Annotated in this window: 20 protein-coding genes; all 20 read left to right on the plus strand. The window is 46.4% G+C overall.

All coding sequences use genetic code 11. From position 1 onward, the window contains the following. Positions 1-136: 136 nt before the first annotated feature. The 20 genes from ACLGLO_RS05870 to ACLGLO_RS05965 all read left to right on the plus strand — a co-directional run bounded on the left by ACLGLO_RS05870 (position 137) and on the right by ACLGLO_RS05965 (position 15,199). A complete protein-coding gene (locus ACLGLO_RS05870) occupies positions 137-835 on the plus strand; it encodes a ribosome assembly factor SBDS (RefSeq protein ID WP_492127985.1) in 699 nt (232 codons plus the stop codon). Further along, positions 828-1,553 carry an exosome complex RNA-binding protein Rrp4 gene (gene rrp4, locus ACLGLO_RS05875; protein WP_492127986.1) on the plus strand — a complete coding sequence of 242 codons (726 nt, stop codon included), beginning with the start codon at positions 828-830 and terminating at the stop codon, positions 1,551-1,553. The genes ACLGLO_RS05870 and rrp4 overlap by 8 nt, the downstream gene beginning before the upstream one ends. Then, complete coding sequence (gene rrp41 / locus ACLGLO_RS05880; RefSeq protein ID WP_492127987.1) at positions 1,546-2,292, plus strand: exosome complex exonuclease Rrp41; 747 nt, start codon at positions 1,546-1,548, stop codon at positions 2,290-2,292. The genes rrp4 and rrp41 overlap by 8 nt, the downstream gene beginning before the upstream one ends. Next, positions 2,292-3,194 (plus strand): exosome complex protein Rrp42, encoded by a 903-nt coding sequence (gene rrp42 / locus ACLGLO_RS05885; RefSeq protein ID WP_492127988.1) that lies wholly within the window; start codon positions 2,292-2,294, stop codon positions 3,192-3,194. The genes rrp41 and rrp42 overlap by 1 nt, the downstream gene beginning before the upstream one ends. 60 nt (positions 3,195-3,254) lie before the next feature. Then, positions 3,255-3,512 carry a 50S ribosomal protein L37ae gene (locus tag ACLGLO_RS05890; RefSeq protein ID WP_492127989.1) on the plus strand — a complete coding sequence of 86 codons (258 nt, stop codon included), beginning with the start codon at positions 3,255-3,257 and terminating at the stop codon, positions 3,510-3,512. A 52-nt stretch (positions 3,513-3,564) separates the two neighbouring features. Continuing rightward, positions 3,565-4,161, plus strand: coding sequence for a Brix domain-containing protein (locus tag ACLGLO_RS05895; RefSeq protein WP_492127990.1), 597 nt, complete (start codon positions 3,565-3,567; stop codon positions 4,159-4,161). Next, positions 4,133-4,408, plus strand: coding sequence for a KEOPS complex subunit Pcc1 (locus ACLGLO_RS05900; protein WP_492127991.1), 276 nt, complete (start codon positions 4,133-4,135; stop codon positions 4,406-4,408). Before ACLGLO_RS05895 ends, ACLGLO_RS05900 begins: the two co-directional genes overlap by 29 nt. Before the next feature lie 131 nt (positions 4,409-4,539). After that, positions 4,540-4,938 carry a prefoldin subunit beta gene (locus ACLGLO_RS05905; protein ID WP_492127992.1) on the plus strand — a complete coding sequence of 133 codons (399 nt, stop codon included), beginning with the start codon at positions 4,540-4,542 and terminating at the stop codon, positions 4,936-4,938. 6 nt (positions 4,939-4,944) lie between these two features. Then, positions 4,945-5,277 (plus strand): hypothetical protein, encoded by a 333-nt coding sequence (locus ACLGLO_RS05910; RefSeq protein ID WP_492127993.1) that lies wholly within the window; start codon positions 4,945-4,947, stop codon positions 5,275-5,277. After that, on the plus strand, positions 5,204-6,211 hold the full coding sequence (locus tag ACLGLO_RS05915) for a DHH family phosphoesterase (protein ID WP_492127994.1): 1,008 nt from the start codon (positions 5,204-5,206) through the stop codon (positions 6,209-6,211). Before ACLGLO_RS05910 ends, ACLGLO_RS05915 begins: the two co-directional genes overlap by 74 nt. Before the next feature lie 217 nt (positions 6,212-6,428). Beyond that, positions 6,429-8,639, plus strand: a complete 2,211-nt coding sequence (locus ACLGLO_RS05920) for an elongation factor EF-2 (protein ID WP_492127995.1) — start codon at positions 6,429-6,431, stop codon at positions 8,637-8,639. Positions 8,640-8,745: 106 nt separating this feature from the next. Next, entirely contained in the window at positions 8,746-9,117 is a 372-nt protein-coding gene (gene ndhC, locus ACLGLO_RS05925; RefSeq protein WP_492127996.1) for an NADH-quinone oxidoreductase subunit A, read from the plus strand. A gap of 3 nt (positions 9,118-9,120) precedes the next feature. Beyond that, positions 9,121-9,633 carry an NADH-quinone oxidoreductase subunit B gene (locus ACLGLO_RS05930; protein WP_492127997.1) on the plus strand — a complete coding sequence of 171 codons (513 nt, stop codon included), beginning with the start codon at positions 9,121-9,123 and terminating at the stop codon, positions 9,631-9,633. A 5-nt stretch (positions 9,634-9,638) separates the two neighbouring features. Continuing rightward, positions 9,639-10,127 carry an NADH-quinone oxidoreductase subunit C gene (locus ACLGLO_RS05935; protein WP_492127998.1) on the plus strand — a complete coding sequence of 163 codons (489 nt, stop codon included), beginning with the start codon at positions 9,639-9,641 and terminating at the stop codon, positions 10,125-10,127. A gap of 40 nt (positions 10,128-10,167) precedes the next feature. Next, positions 10,168-11,316 carry an NADH-quinone oxidoreductase subunit D gene (locus tag ACLGLO_RS05940; RefSeq protein ID WP_492129150.1) on the plus strand — a complete coding sequence of 383 codons (1,149 nt, stop codon included), beginning with the start codon at positions 10,168-10,170 and terminating at the stop codon, positions 11,314-11,316. Then, positions 11,313-12,350: an NADH-quinone oxidoreductase subunit NuoH gene (gene nuoH / locus ACLGLO_RS05945; protein WP_492127999.1), complete on the plus strand. Its 1,038-nt coding sequence runs from the start codon at positions 11,313-11,315 to the stop codon at positions 12,348-12,350. Before ACLGLO_RS05940 ends, nuoH begins: the two co-directional genes overlap by 4 nt. Beyond that, positions 12,351-12,866: a 4Fe-4S binding protein gene (locus ACLGLO_RS05950; RefSeq protein WP_492128000.1), complete on the plus strand. Its 516-nt coding sequence runs from the start codon at positions 12,351-12,353 to the stop codon at positions 12,864-12,866. Then, positions 12,850-13,365, plus strand: a complete 516-nt coding sequence (locus tag ACLGLO_RS05955; RefSeq protein ID WP_492128001.1) for an NADH-quinone oxidoreductase subunit J family protein — start codon at positions 12,850-12,852, stop codon at positions 13,363-13,365. The genes ACLGLO_RS05950 and ACLGLO_RS05955 overlap by 17 nt, the downstream gene beginning before the upstream one ends. Further along, positions 13,362-13,670, plus strand: coding sequence for an NADH-quinone oxidoreductase subunit NuoK (locus ACLGLO_RS05960; RefSeq protein ID WP_492128002.1), 309 nt, complete (start codon positions 13,362-13,364; stop codon positions 13,668-13,670). The genes ACLGLO_RS05955 and ACLGLO_RS05960 overlap by 4 nt, the downstream gene beginning before the upstream one ends. After that, positions 13,670-15,199, plus strand: a complete 1,530-nt coding sequence (locus ACLGLO_RS05965) for a complex I subunit 5 family protein (RefSeq protein WP_492128003.1) — start codon at positions 13,670-13,672, stop codon at positions 15,197-15,199. Before ACLGLO_RS05960 ends, ACLGLO_RS05965 begins: the two co-directional genes overlap by 1 nt. Positions 15,200-15,201: the final 2 nt, after the last annotated feature.

The following is a 15,201-nucleotide window of genomic DNA, read 5'->3' on the forward strand; positions in this document are numbered from 1 at the left end:
ATATTTCCTTCGAGCAGAATTTTTATCTCAGTAAAGTGCAAGAAGGGGAACAGAAAAAAATACTACCCCGGAACCACAAGCAAAGATAATAGGTTACGATACGATTAAAAGGATTCGGTACAGAAGTGATCGGAGAATGTCATCGAAAGATTATATTATCGCTAAGTACGATTCGAAGGGAAAGCATTTCGAAATACTTGTAGATCCGAATCTAGCATTTCAATACAAAGAAACAGGAAAGCCGAGCATTGAAGAAGTGGTCAAGAGCGATTTTGTCTACAAGGATGTTAGAAAGGGGCTGAAAGCTTCTCCAGAAGATGTCAGGTCTGTATTTGGTACAGAGGACCTAAAGGCCATTGCCGAGAAAATTCTAAAGGAAGGAGATCTTCAGCTGACTACGGAGCAGAGGAGAAAAATGCTGGAATCTAAGAGGAAGCTGATAGTCAATTACATTTCCAGGAACGCGGTTGATCCAAAGACGAAACTTCCAATACCACCTCAGAGAATAGAGAAGGCAATGGAGGAGGCAAGAGTGGGAATAGACTTATACAAATCCGTAGAAGAGCAGGCTCTCGCGGTCGTAAAGTCGATATCGAGGCTGATACCCATAAAGATAGCAAAAGCGCTTCTGGAAGTTACAATACCTGCTCAGCATTCCAGCAGGGCTTATAATGAGGCAAAAAGCCTCGGCATAACCCATAAAGTCAACTGGAAAGACGATGGTAGCGTAACCATAGAGCTCGAGATACCTGCTGGGATGCAGGAGGATGTAATCGATAAGCTAAATAAGATTACAAAGGGAGATGTTATCGTCAAGGTGTTGAAAGTTGAGTGAAACATTGAAGCCAGTTTTATACGTACAGCAGAGGGATATAGTCCTTCCAGGAGACCTGCTAGCCGAAGGGAAAATCGAAGCCAACAGCGTTTACATATATAGAGAGGGGAACAAGTACTACTCCAGCATTGTAGGTATAGTGGAGGTCAAAGAAGACAAAATCACTCTGATCCCCATAGAGCACGCTTATATTCCCAAACCGAACGACTTAGTCGTGGGTCTCATAACCGATGTTGGACCCACTTACTGGAGCGTTGATATAAACAGTCCTTATGAAGGTCAGCTTCCCGTAGGAGAGACCTTGTTGAGGCAAACGCAAGCGACTGTTGATACGCTTAGGAAATTTCTGAGCATAGGGGATCACGTTGTGTTGAAAGTTCTGTCCTTCGATAGGCTGAGAGATCCCGTCCTCAGCATGAGGGGGAAAGGGCTCGGAAAGATCACTGATGGAAAGGTTATAGAATTATCATCAAGGATAGCTAATGCGCTCCTTTACAAGAGGAGGAGCTTGGTTGAGGCTGTAGCAAAAGAAACCGAGACGAACATCTTCATAGGGAACAACGCAAGGGTCTGGATCGTTGGTAAGGATTCCATAAATGAGGATCTGGCGGTGCTAGCTTTGAAAAAGATCGAAGCGAGCGATCTCTCAATTTCAACTCTCGAACTAGTTGAACTGATTCGGAAAGAGAAGGAAAAGAGAGGTGGAATAAATGGTTAAAAGCAATGTAAAATTAATTGATGAAAATGGAATAAGAATAGACGGGAGAAGGCCTGACCAGATGAGGCCAATTTCAATGAGTGTGGGAGTTCTGAAAAACGCCCAGGGCTCAGCTCTGGTCTCCTACGGCAAGACAACCGTCTTAGCTGCGGTGTATGGGCCAAGGGAAGCACTCCCACGACACCTGACGCTTCCTGATAGAGCAATACTGAGGGTGAGATACCATATGGCGCCTTTCAGCACTACAGAGAGAAAATCGCCAGCACCTACAAGAAGAGAAGTTGAGCTTTCGAAAGTAATAAGAGAATCTCTTGAAGCATCCGTTTTTACGGAACTGTATCCAAGGACAACAATCGACGTCTTCATAGAGGTTCTCCAAGCAGATGGGGGAACTAGGACGACCAGTCTAACAGCGGCAAGCCTGGCTCTAGCAGATGCAGGGATCCCCATGAGGGATCTGATAGCTGGCATAGCTGTGGGGAAGGTGGAAGGGAAGCTGGTGCTCGACATAAATGAAGCGGAAGACAGCAGCGGTGAAGCTGATATGCCTGTGGGAATGATGCCCAATTTGGGAAAAATAGTTCTATTGCAGCTGAATGGTAGCTTGACTAGAGAAGAATTCAAAGAGGCCCTCAGCATGGCAACGAAGGCTATTAAGGAAATATACCTAATTCAAAAGCAAACTCTCAGAGAGAAATATTACAAATTGACAGAAGAGGAAAAGGAGGCTGAAGCTTAATGAGCGTAACTCCGAGCGAATATCCATTGGTTTCTAAGATACAGAGAGATACGATACTCTCTCTCCTGGAAGTGGGAAAGAGAGCTGATGGAAGAGGCCTGGAGGATATTAGGAAGATAACCATTGCGCCTGACTACGTGAAGAAGAGCGATGGTTCAGCGTTGGTGAATTTGGGTGACACTGTAGTGCTGGTCGGAATAAAAATAGAGCCTGGTCTTCCATATTCTGACAACCCTGATGAAGGTGTTTTGATGATAAACGCAGAATTTGTACCGCTTGCCTCCCCCCTCTTCGAGCCCGGTCCTCCAGATGAAAACGCCTACGAGCTTGCTAGGATCATAGACAGATCATTCAGGGAAACTAAGGCGATTGAACTGAAAGAGCTCGCTTTAATTCCGGGACAGAAAGTTCTTGTAGTTTGGAATGACATCTACGTGCTCAATCATTCTGGCAACCTGATAGATGCCTCAGCAATAGCTACACTTGTTGCTTTGATGAGGACAAAAGTGCCCAACTATGAAATTGGAGAAGGAGGGACAATTTCGAAAGGGAATGGATACAGAGGCTCGTTGAAAATAAACAAGAAAATAATCACAGCAACAGTAGCCAAAATTGGCAACTATTACATAGCAGATCCCACTGAAGAAGAAGAATACGTCAGCGATGCTAGACTCTCTGTATCCTTCACTGAGGACGGAATGATTGCTGGAATGCAGAAGATCGGAACTGGTTCACTGGACGAGAAGGATATCGATGCTATGGTCGAGCTGGCATGGAAAATAGCGCAGAAATACTTGGAAGAAGTCAACTCTGCTCTGAAATCTGTTGAGGAGAAGAGCGCTGAAGTTGCCGAGGAAGCTGGGAAAGGCGTTGCTGAGAGGTCTTCGGAAGGATCAGCTTAATAAACCCAGTTTATTATTCAAAAAGGGATGCAGTAGCATTCATATTGAATGGTGGAGGATATGGGGAAGACAAAGATTGTTGGCATAGCAGGGAAGTTCGGAGCTAGATACGGATCTACGCTGAGAAAGCAGTATCGAGAAATAATGGAAAAAAGATATGCCGAGCATGTCTGCCCATTCTGCGGCATGTCGGGAAGGGTTAAGAGAATAAGCACGGGAATATGGAAGTGCGAGAAATGCGGGATGGTATGGGCTGGCGGATCTTACGTACCTAGAAGCGGAATGAACAAGCTGTTTCCGAAAGTAATTCCCAGATGAGCCCGTCCTCATTTAACCGAGAATTTTTAATCTAATAATGTGGTAGGTAAGTTTGAAAAGGAAAGTTGTTATAACGACATCTCGCGAACCTTCTCCCAGGACTAGAAGCTTCGTCAAGGATCTTTGCTCTCTGGCAAGTTGGCTTGTGAGACTGAACAGGGGCAAAATGACTTTTTATGATATAGTTGAGGAGGCTGTTTCGGAAGGATCGAGCACTCTCGTTGTTGTTGGAGAAATGAAGGGCAACCCTTCAATTATAAGGCTTTACGATTTGAGCGATGCAACCCTTACTGGGAAAGTTCTTCACACGTATACAATCATATTGAAGGGAGTTTCCCTCTCGAGAGAGCTCGGACATCAGGGAGTCAACTCGGAAGACGTGAAAGAAATTCTCATAGAGCCCCCCAAGGAGGTAAACGAAGAGAGCAAGATTGCGTTCTTCGCGCTTCATCAGCTTTTCAATTCAGGAATGAAGCCTCCTGAAGATGGAAAGTACATCTCCATCAATATAAACACTGTTTACAATATGATAAAGTTTAGGCTGAACCCAGGAAATCAACTTGTAGGTCCCGTAATAAGGTACAAAAAGATTTCATCTCCGGGAAAACAAATAGAGCTTGGTGAGGAAGCTGAAAGCTCTCAAGTATGAACTCAAACTGAAGATTTTGTCTGGTGACAGCAAAAAAATCGAAAGCCTGTACTTATCTCTCAAGCCAGAGGAGTCTTCCCAAACGGATGAAAAGAGAGGAAAAGTGCACATAACAAAGGATGCAGAGGGGAAAGTGTTGGAGATCGCAATCGAAAGCGAGAGCGATGGCGGATTCAGAGCACTGCTGAATTCTTACGTGTACCTTGTAAAGGCCTCTGAGGATTCGCTGAAAGCGGCTTCAAGATAGAAACAAAGCAGGCTGGACAGTCCTCTACAAACTTTTTAATTTAAATTGATAGCTTTTCCTCAACAAAACTAAGATATATTAGGTCCTAGTCGGAAGTTTTGAGACGAACATATTCAGGAGGTATTTGATGCATGGCTGAAAAGGTTCCGCCTGAGATAGAGCAGGTCGCCCAGCAGCTTGACGAATTGCAGGACAGATATACAGTTATCACCAATCAGAGGATTCTTCTCGAAAATGAAGTAAAGGAGCTCAGCAGAATCCTGGATGCATTGAAAGGTCTTTCGCCTGAGACGAAGGTCTACAGAAACATAGGGAACATATTATTCGAAGAGGATAGGGAAAAGCTCTTGAAAGAGCTTGAAGAGAGGAAAAGCACAGATGAGCTGATCGTTGAAAAGTACAAGAAGGAAGAGGAGGAGCTCAAGAAGCAGATAGCTTCCCTTCAAGATAAGCTGAAAGGCCTGCTGACTAAATACTATCAGAAGGTCTCTACAACGACTGGAAAGGGGGCCGGCGCTTCAGGCTCCTGAAGCTGGATGGAAGGAGAATTGAGCAAAAAGGCGTTGGACAAGGCTGAAATAATTCTCGAAAAATATGGAAAGGTGTTGGAAAGCAGGGGCAAGAAGGGGAGAGAGGATTTAATGCTGACTTTGGTACTGGAGCTGAAGGAAAATGAGGGAAAATTGAGCGCGGAAGTAGAAGTTGATATGTACAGTCGGGGTAGCAGCTTCAAGGCCGAGGAAAAAATCGCTCAATTGGTCAATGAAGCAAAAAAGGCTGTGGAGGAGCTGGCAAGTGAACTTGCTGCTGAGGAGAGAGATAGCGGAATTTCTATCGGAAAAGAAGCCAATCGTGATAATGACGCATAAGCAAGCCGATCTAGACGCTGTAGCGTCTTCTTTCGGTTTAAAGAGCTTCATATCGGAAGAAGTTTTTCCTCATAAATCTGACATCGTTTTGGTCTTCCCAGAAGGTATAAGCAAGAGCGCGGAGGACGCACTGAAAAAGTGCGGAATAAACTTAGAAGGGAAATATGTGGTTGATATCGAGCCCGAGCTTCTGAGAGATTCTTATGCTCTGATAGTTGATACCGCATCTTCTTCTCAATTGCCGGAATGGGTTTCGCCTTTTCTCAGTAGCAATGAAAAAATTTTTCTGATAGATCACCACTACAGCAACGACCTAAAAGCTGCAGTTTTCAACTACTACTGGGAACCAGGCGCAGCATCGCTGAGCGAGATAGTAGCCAGCACGCTCTCCCACCACCTGATCGATGAAGAGCTTTCGAAAATGCTCATTTTGGGTATACTCGCAGATACGGGAAAATTCTCAAGAGCTGATTACAAGACATTCGAGGCTATGGGTATTTTGGCGAGAAAGGTCAGCTACAAAGACGTGAAAAGATGTCTGTATGGGCTGAAAGAAGACAGGTCCCTCCGAATCGCCAGATTGAAAGCCATGCAGAGAATGACCGTTGAAGTATTGGGAGAACATATACTGGCATTCACCTTCATCGGTAGCTTTGAAAGCGATGTGGCCGATTTTTTGCTGAAGGGAGGTAGCGATGTTGCATTGGTCATTTCTCCCAAAGAAGAAGAGCTGAGGATGGTTGTGAAGTTCAGGGAAGATTTAGAAGAAAACATAAAAAAGAAAATTGCGGGATCTGCCGAAAGAGTCCTCGGAGTGAAGGGAGGTGGTCACGAGGACATGCTAATATTTGTAAAGAAGGAGAGGCTAGGTAAAAGGGAAGCTCAGAAATTGCTGACAGAATTGCGCGACTCCATCGTATCTTCAATGGAATGAATCCTTCAATTCGACCATTATTCACCGTCTTTTCACATGCCTTTATCATAGTTTAGATTAGCTAACGTTTGAGATTTATTACTCAACAACAGAAAAAGAGCATCGCAATCTTCCTTCAAAAAAAGTGTTTATAATCTTTTTAAAATAAACGATTAAACGTTGGTTAGAAAAGCGGGAGACCTGCAAGCGCTCCGTCGTCCGGATAGGTGATTTCGGAATGGTAAAGTACAAAATGGTGCCTGAAATCTTAAAGTTGATGGGTAATCTGGAGCAGGTAAGAAACATCGGAATAATAGCCCATGTAGACCACGGAAAAACCACGACATCTGACACACTTTTAGCTGCCGCAGGCATCATTTCTCAGAAAGTTGCTGGGGAAGCTCTAGCAACAGATTATCTTGAGGTCGAGCAGAAGAGGGGAATAACAGTCAAAGCAGCCAACGTGAGCCTCTACCACGAACTGGAAGGAAAGCCATATGTCATAAACCTGATCGATACTCCAGGGCATGTAGATTTCACCGGTAAAGTGACTAGGAGCTTGAGGGTACTGGATGGGGCGATAGTAGTAGTTGATGCTGTAGAGGGTATAATGACGCAAACTGAAACCGTCCTGAGGCAGGCACTCGAGGAAAGAGTGAGGCCTCTCCTGTTCATCAACAAAGTGGACAGACTCATTAAGGAGCTCAAATACTCGCCAAATCAAATCCAGCAGAGATTTGTTGAAATAATAAAGGAAGTGAATAAGCTGATTGCCAGTCAAGCCGAGCCGGAGTTCCGAGACAAGTGGCTCTTAGATCCAGCCAAAGGCCAGGTAGCATTTGGTTCGGCCAAGGAGAAGTGGGGATTCACCATTCCAGTATCGCTGAAAACTGGCCTGAAGCTTTCCGATGTAATTGATGCCTACAACAGGGGGAAGGACGCTGTTGAAGAGCTCTCTAAAAGAGTCCCCATCGCTGAAGCTCTGCTCGATATGGCCATAAAGTTCATCCCCAATCCTAGGGAGGCTCAGAAATATAGAATTCCAAAGATATGGAAGGGAGATATAAATTCTCCAATAGGAAAGGCAATGATGGAAGCAGATGTCAATGGCCCAGCTGTCATGCTTATAAATGATATGAGAGTCGATCCTCATGCCGGATTGGTGGCAACGGGAAGACTGTTCTCTGGAAAAATGGAAAGCGGAAAGGAAGTGTGGCTGGTCAACTCAAAGGTTCCGCAGAGAATTCTCCAAGTGAGCCTGTATATGGGCCCAACGAGGGAGGTCGCAGATGTGATAACTGCAGGGAATATCCTCGCAGTGCTTGGGCTGGATAAGGCGAGGGCTGGAGAAACTGTTGTTGATATAGCCTACAAAGACCAGATGGCCCCATTTGAAAGACTGCACTATGTTAGCGAGCCAGTTGTAACTGTAGCTGTCGAGCCCAAGAATACAAAGGACCTCCCTAGGCTAGTTGAAAGCCTTCACAGGCTGAGCATAGAGGATCCCAACCTGGTCGTGAAAATCAATGAGGAGACCGGAGAATATCTCCTCTCGGGGATGGGTCCACTCCACCTCGAGATAGCGCTCACTTTTCTGAAAGACAATTACGGAGTAGAAGTAACAACCTCGCCGCCTGTTATCGTATATAGAGAAAGCGTGAGAGCGAACAGTGATGTATTTGAAGGGAAGAGCCCCAACAAGCACAACAAGTTCTACATAAGCGTTGAGCCTCTCAATGAAGAAACTATTAAGCTCATACAGGAAGGTCAGGTGACAAATGACCAAGACTTCAGAGAAAGAGCTAAGATATTGAGAGATAAAGCGTCTTGGGACTACGATGAAGCAAGAAGAATATGGCTCGTTGATGAGAACATCAACATATTCGTGGACAAGACCACAGGACTTCAGTATCTCAGAGAAGTAAAAGATACAATACTCCAGGGATTCAGGCTAGCAATGAAGGAAGGACCCCTCGCGGCAGAACCTGTGAGAGGAATCAAGGTTGTTCTCCATGATGCAGTGATCCACGAAGACCCAGCTCATAGAGGACCGGCCCAGATATATCCGGCCGTGCGAAACGCTATATTTGCGGGCATGCTGTCCGCAAAACCAACTATATTGGAACCTATACAAAAACTCGATATAAGAATGCCCATGAACTATCTCGGAAATGTCACAGCAATTCTTACCAAGAAGAGAGGGAAGATCCTGACCGTTACCGAGGCTGGAGACATGACAAGATTGATAGCGGAAATACCTGTAGCTGAATCATTCGATCTGGCGAGTGAACTCAGAAGCGCGACCGTAGGAAGGGCGTTCTGGGGACTCGAGTTCAGCAGATGGGCTCCGGTTCCTGATTCCCTCCTTCCTGAACTGGTCAGGAAGATCAGAGAGAGAAAGGGACTACCTCCAGAGCCTCCAAAGATATCGGACTTCCTGTCCCCGTAGCGTTAATTCTTTTTCCAACTTTTTTCTTTTTTATCGAAACGATTTATCTCAAAAAATACTTATATATGCCGATTTTTTCAAAAAACAGACCTAGATGGTGCTGGCCGTGGACGTTACTTCGATATATTCATTCGGCATCGTACCATTTCTGCTGCTCATATTGCTCCTTTCTGTCATCATTATATTCTACTTTGCGCTGAAAAAAGAGGGAAGCGAGATTAAAGTTTCGAGGTATGAAGCTGGCAACGTCCCAAAATATGAGGCCCGAGTGAGGTATGGAATGCAGTATCTGGGCTTCTTCATAATTTTCGCCTCATTCGAGCCCATTGTTCTGTTGTTGCTTTTCCTCTCTCCCGCCTCTTCTTTCTATGCTGGGAATGTCTTCTACTTCGTTCTGTTTACTCTAATCCTTTCAATACCAATTCTTCTCGCAGCTATTAGAGTCTCGGAGAGAAAAGACGAGTGGATGTGGGAGTAGACCATGGCTATTGGAGAAATAGCTGAAAAGAGCATGAAGAAGATTGCCAGGGGACTGCTGAAGCCCTTCTCTCCATTAATAGAATGGGCTACAAAGTTCAGCCTGTGGCCTGTGCACTTCACCACTTCGTGCTGCGGCTGCGAGTTCGCGGCAAGCTACGGCCCGAGGCTAGACACTGAGAGGCTGGGCTCGCTCCCCTTCACCCATGTGAGGAATACAAACGCTATTGTCATAGAAGGAACTATCACGAAAAAGATGGCGAAAGCTCTGAAAGTTGTATATGAGCAAATGCCATCGCCAAAGTTTGTGGTAGCAATGGGGGCATGCGCAATAGATGGAGGAATATTCTTCAATAGCTACAACATAGTAAGACCAAGAGATGTTCTTCCGATCGAGATTTTCATACCTGGGTGCCCTCCAAGGCCGGAGGCAGTAACGAATTCTATCAGCGCGCTTCAAAGAAGAATAACCTCGATGAGGTTAGCTACTAAGCAGATTTTGGAGGAAGGGGGGTGAATGACGTGCCTGAGGCGTCCGCAGCCAGTAAAGATGAAAAGCTCGAATCCAATTCTTCGAACAGTATAATATTAGAATCCCCAGTAGATCTCATAAAAACTGCGAGGGAGCTCAAAGAGAAGGGCTATGACCATGTGATATCCCTGAGCGCGGTTGATTACCCTAAAAGCAATGAGCTCCACTTGGTTGTGCATGTTTCAAGCTTCACAAGGAAAGATCTGCTGCCAAAAGTTCTTGAGATCAGGGTGAAGCTCAACAGGAGCGAGCCGAAAGTTCCTTCGCTAATGGAGGTGTGGCCTTCGGTTGAATTTCAGGAAAGAGAGGCATATGAGATGTTCGGGATAATTTTCGAAGGGCATCCAGATCTGAGAAACATACTTCTGGATCCCGAAGAATTCTCGGGAGTATACCCATTATTGAAGGACTTCAAAGTTCCCGAAGAGGATATAACGCTGAAGGTCAAAGGTGATACCAAAAGTGGGACAACAAATTAGCGTTGGCGGATTGACTGGGGAAAGAATCGATGACAGAACTATGGTTCTGTTCTTCGGACCTCAGCATCCGAGCAGTGGCCACATGAGGATAATCGTGAAGCTCGACGGAGACATAATAATGGAGAGCGATCCCGACATAGGCTATGTGCACAGAACAATGGAAAAATTAAGTGAGACGAAAGAATGGATAAAAAATACTGTTCTCTTCGAGCGATTGGCGATCCTTGATGCAGGGAACGTTACGCAGGCTTATATCATCGCTCTAGAGAGGCTCTTGAACATCGAGCCTCCCCCCAGGGCGCTTTATCTTAGGACGATCTTGAGCGAGATAAACAGGATATCCAGCCACCTCTATGGGATGGGAATTTTCGCCATAATGATCGGTTCCTCAACAGGCTACATGTGGTTCTTCGGAGACAGAGAGATAATGGTTCAGCTGGCAGAAAGGATAACTGGCTCGAGGCTGACCCACACCTACCACATACCTGGAGGAGTGAGGAGAGATATCTCCAGCGCTTTCTTCGAGGAGCTGGAGAAGGGGCTGAACTACATCGAAAGGAGGTTGAAGGACTACGAAACCATGTTTGTGAACAATCCCGTCATAAGGAGCAGGCTGGAGAACGTGGGTATCCTCAGTAAGGAGAGGGCTATAGAGCTCGGAGTGACCGGCCCAAACCTCAGGGCAAGCGGCGTAGATTACGATGTGAGAGTTGAAGAACCGTACGGTGCTTATCCCTATGTGGACTTCGAAGTCCCCGTTTACAAGGAAGGGGATGCTCTGGCAAGGGCTTTTCAGAGAATGGATGAAATTAGGCAGAGCATCTCAATCCTGAGGCAGCTCATGAAAAACATACCTGAAGGACCTGTATTGAACGAGAAGTACTTGAAGCTTTTTACCAAGAAAATGAAGGATGTGTGGGATTCTGAAAAGAGGGTGAAGCTTCCATCTCTCTTTGCAAACTTGAGGCCCCCAGCGGGCAAAAGCTACGGGAGAGTTGAAGAGGGAAGGGGGGAGGTATTCTTCTACCTTGAGAGCAACGGTGAGGCAAAGCCATACAGAGTCAGAGTTGTTACCCCCTCTTTCAGGAATTCAATTCTGCTTAAGTACCTTCCCGTGGGCGAGAGGCTTGCGGATCTCCCAGCAATATATGGAAGCATCGATTACTTCCCTCCGGAGGCAGATAGATGATGCTGGAAACCTTGATAGAGTTCTTTAAGAACCTCCTACTCTGGCCGCCCGTTTTTTACCTGCTGTTAGCCCCCGGGCTTGTCACAATACTCATTTCGCTCCTCCTCCTCATCTGGGCGGAGAGGAAAATAGCAGGGAGGATCCAGATGAGATACGGTCCTCTCGAGATAGCACCCAAGCTGGGAGGAGCCATTCAGCTCATGGCCGATCTCACGAGGTACATGTTTCAGGAGATCATAATTCCCAGAACTGTTGATACACTGCCTTACCTGATAGCGCCGATAGCAGGATTCGTGATCTCCCTCTCGCCAATTGCAGCAATCCCGATATCTCCTGTATACTTCCCATCCCCAATGAACAATTCGATATTTGTGGCTCTTGCCCTAACTACCTTGGCTCCTATTCTTAACATACTGGCGGCTTGGTCGAGCAACAACAAATTCTCCCTGATTGGTGGGGCCAGGGAGAGCTTCCTCATAGCCGCTTATGAGCTTATAATCATCCTCTCTTCGATAGGCTCCATCGTTATGTACGGCACTTCGAGCTTCACGGATGCAGTAGCTTTTCAGCAGAAAATCTGGGGCATACTGATTAATCCGATATCTGCTCTATCGTTCTACGTTGCCGTCCTGATGGCGACCGGGAGATTCCCCTTCGAGATAGCCGAAGCCGAAGCAGAAATAGTCATGGGAGCGTATACTGAATACAGCGGTCTCCTCTACGGTCTCAGCATGGGGATTTCCTATACGAGAATGTTTGTTTACAACTTGATATTCACGCTGCTCTTCTTGGGGGGTTGGCAGCCGTTCTTCACGATCCAGGGTCACACCTTCATTTCTTACGTGATTATACCAGGCACGGTCGTTATTCTGAAAACGATACTCGTCTCTCTCACAATGGTTTTCACAAGAGCAATATATGGAAGGCTGAGGATAGACCAGGCCCTTGGAGGAGCATGGAAGTTCTGGTTCTTCGTCGCTTTTGCTGGGCTTGTGTGGGGAAGCGCGGTACCTCTGCTGAGGCAGGTGATCTGAATGGGAGGAAAGTATATTGAAAAGACGGTCTCTTCGAGAAATCTTTCTCTGCTGAGCAAGGCAAGAAACCACATAAGAGCTTTAGTAATTGGAGCGAAGCTCCTTGTGAGGCCGCTGCGGATAACTTACAGATATCCCGTTGTCAAGGAGCTCCCAGACCCAGGATACAGGGGCTTCATTGTTCTGGATGACAACAAATGCATAGGATGCTCCCTCTGCGCTAGGATATGTCCCGCATCTGCTATGAAGATGTTCCAAGCTGGAGAGAAGAAGCTGAGGCCGGCCATCAACTACGAAAGGTGCGTTTTCTGCGGATACTGCGTGGACATATGTCCCGAGAACGCTCTCAAGCATGCCAGAACGCATGATGCGGTCTTTGAAAACGGGGAAAGCATGCTGTACATAGGGGAGAAGTTCACAGTTGATCCAGATACCCAGACCTTGTCTGGAAGAGTGAGGATACTGAGAGTCAGAGTAGACGAGAAGAGGGGGTTGGTATATGAGCCTGTTAGGTAATGCGATGGTTTGGAGCATCTACCTTGCAGTGGCCGGAGCAGCGACAAGCGCTGTAATACTGGCTCTTCTCATTTTGAGGGAGAGATCTCTGGTCTATGGATCCTTCATGCTCGCAGGAGTTGGAGTTTCCGTAGCCGGGCTGATCTCAGTTCTAGGATATCAGGTCATAGCTGCCGCCCAGCTAATAGTTTATGTAGGAGCATCTGTCATGTTCTTCATAATTTCTCTCTCCATGATGGGCAACTTGAAAGTGAAAAGCACTCCTCTCTACATATCACTCCCTGCAGGCCTCATTGCCTCTGCGCTGTTCTACTACCTAATTACAATTGTCACAGAAGAGTTAGGATATGAAGTCGGTCCAACAACTATAACGGCTTCAACTCTCTCCCGATTTTTGGCGGGGGAGTTCACTCTTCAGCTCTCGATCATAGTTACAGCCCTCGCTTTCACTTCGATCTTCGCCATATACTTCGCCAAGAGGAGGGGAAAGAAAGGATGAGCATTCCATTCATTGAAATCTACAAGATAGCCGCTTCTCTTTTGCTCGGACTCGGAGTAGGGATACTGCTTTCTTCAAGATCCCTCGTGAAAATGCTACTAGGCATAGAGGTCATGTTCAACGGCTCACTCCTCTATCTGGTCCTGATAGGCACAGTCTATCCCTATGCTTCAGCTCTCTTTTCCCTGCTAGCAATTTTAATCGCTTCCGCTGAGCTCCTCGTAGCAGTATCGATTGTCATACTTTACTACAGGACGCATGGAGATTTGGAGGTCAAAGGTGAAATACCGGAGGAGAGCAGGTGATGACTGAGCCGGTCCAGTTCTTCCATCTCATACTGATAACTCTCTCTGTATCGATATTGGTGGTGATCGGGGCAGGAAGCTTTGCCAAAAAGGCCAGGCATCTGCCTCTGATCGTTTCATCTCTTCTGGCTGTTTTAGCCATAGTTGCTTCACTTGAACTAATTCTCTCCGGAGGGAGCGGAGCGCTGGATAAAGAATTTCTGAAAGCAAGCTACCTCGGAGAATTCAATTTCAAAATCGACTATATCTCTGGCCCCATAGCGATCACCGTTCTGCTCGTCTCCCTGCTGATTTCCGTGTATGCATACCCATACATGGAGAGGAGGATCGAGGAAGAAAAGGAAGACCTCCTGAGGGAAATGCGGCTATTTTACATCCTCTACTACATTTTCGCAGTTTCAATGTTCGCTTCAGTTATATCGACAAACTTCATAGAGTTCTATCTGTTTTTAGAAGTCGGCCTGATATCCAGCTTCATACTGATAAATAACTATGGGTATGGCGATAGAAGAAAAATAGCAATAATGTATCTAGTTTGGACCCACATCGGAGCAGTTCTATTTCTGGTCGGTTCCCTGGCCTTCGGGTATATTCTCGGCAGCTTTAACATCTTCATTGATGCGGGTAGCATTGTTTCCACTGCGGCCATTGGAAGCAACATAGCTAGAGCCATATTCATCTTGATGCTTGTAGGCATGCTGGTGAAAGCAGCTGCTTTCGGCTTTCACCTCTGGTTGCCTTATGCCCATGCAGAAGCGCCAACTCCAATAAGCGCCCTCCTCTCCCCCCTCCTCATAGGTATCGGCCCATATGTAATCTTCAGATTCATCATCCCCCTCTTTCCAGCACAATTTGAGGCATTGAGAGTAACCTTAGCATTCTGGGGGGTCTTGACAATAGTATATGGAGGACTCAACGCACTCTTCGAGAAGGACTTCAAGAGGTTCCTTGCGTACAGCAGCATTTCGCAGATGGGATACCTCATAACTGCCGTCGCTGCCGGGAACGTCTACGGTTACATAGGCCTCCTCCTTCACTACATAGCACACGCTTTCGGAAAGGCTACGCTCTTCGGCTCCGCGGGCTCCATAATCTACCACGAGAATGAGCTCAGGGATATAAGGAAAATGGGGGGCCTTCTCAAGGCGCTTCCAATAACGGGTAACTCTGCCCTTGTAGGATTCTTCACCATCACAGGCATGCCTCCCACGATAGGATTCTGGAGCGAGCTCTTCATAGTAAGAGGGGTAGTGGAAGCCTTCCTGTTTAGCGGGGCAGAGGGGATCGCCATAATCGCTCTGCTCTTCATAGGCTTCTCCCTCTCGATTTCCTATGCTTTTTACACTTACAAGAACGTCTTCCAGGGGCCTCCGAAGATAGAGGAAAGAAAGAAGGAAAATGCTTTCATAGCAGGCTCCCTAGTTGCTCTCGCAGCGGCTTCAGTTATTCTATTCGTCTTCGGTCCCAGCCTCGCTAATATCCTGGTTCAGTACATGAGCTCAATGGGTGCTGTTGCAGGAGGTGCGTGAAG

Source organism: Fervidicoccus sp. SLHALR4 (assembly GCF_058692745.1).

What these genes read in the sequence shown, in the direction of transcription:
- ACLGLO_RS05930 (WP_492127997.1), top strand. Translation starts at nt 9,121, where the DNA reads ATGGCTATTGGAGAAATAGCTGAAAAGAGCATGAAGAAGATTGCCAGG.
- rrp41 (WP_492127987.1), top strand. Translation starts at nt 1,546, where the DNA reads ATGGTTAAAAGCAATGTAAAATTAATTGATGAAAATGGAATAAGAATA.
- ACLGLO_RS05965 (WP_492128003.1), top strand. Translation starts at nt 13,670, where the DNA reads ATGACTGAGCCGGTCCAGTTCTTCCATCTCATACTGATAACTCTCTCT.
- ACLGLO_RS05920 (WP_492127995.1), top strand. Translation starts at nt 6,429, where the DNA reads ATGGTAAAGTACAAAATGGTGCCTGAAATCTTAAAGTTGATGGGTAAT.
- rrp42 (WP_492127988.1), top strand. Translation starts at nt 2,292, where the DNA reads ATGAGCGTAACTCCGAGCGAATATCCATTGGTTTCTAAGATACAGAGA.
- ACLGLO_RS05960 (WP_492128002.1), top strand. Translation starts at nt 13,362, where the DNA reads ATGAGCATTCCATTCATTGAAATCTACAAGATAGCCGCTTCTCTTTTG.
- nuoH (WP_492127999.1), top strand. Translation starts at nt 11,313, where the DNA reads ATGATGCTGGAAACCTTGATAGAGTTCTTTAAGAACCTCCTACTCTGG.
- ACLGLO_RS05870 (WP_492127985.1), top strand. Translation starts at nt 137, where the DNA reads ATGTCATCGAAAGATTATATTATCGCTAAGTACGATTCGAAGGGAAAG.
- ACLGLO_RS05890 (WP_492127989.1), top strand. Translation starts at nt 3,255, where the DNA reads ATGGGGAAGACAAAGATTGTTGGCATAGCAGGGAAGTTCGGAGCTAGA.
- ACLGLO_RS05910 (WP_492127993.1), top strand. Translation starts at nt 4,945, where the DNA reads ATGGAAGGAGAATTGAGCAAAAAGGCGTTGGACAAGGCTGAAATAATT.
- ACLGLO_RS05955 (WP_492128001.1), top strand. Translation starts at nt 12,850, where the DNA reads ATGAGCCTGTTAGGTAATGCGATGGTTTGGAGCATCTACCTTGCAGTG.
- ACLGLO_RS05905 (WP_492127992.1), top strand. Translation starts at nt 4,540, where the DNA reads ATGGCTGAAAAGGTTCCGCCTGAGATAGAGCAGGTCGCCCAGCAGCTT.
- ACLGLO_RS05950 (WP_492128000.1), top strand. Translation starts at nt 12,351, where the DNA reads ATGGGAGGAAAGTATATTGAAAAGACGGTCTCTTCGAGAAATCTTTCT.
- ACLGLO_RS05940 (WP_492129150.1), top strand. Translation starts at nt 10,168, where the DNA reads ATGGTTCTGTTCTTCGGACCTCAGCATCCGAGCAGTGGCCACATGAGG.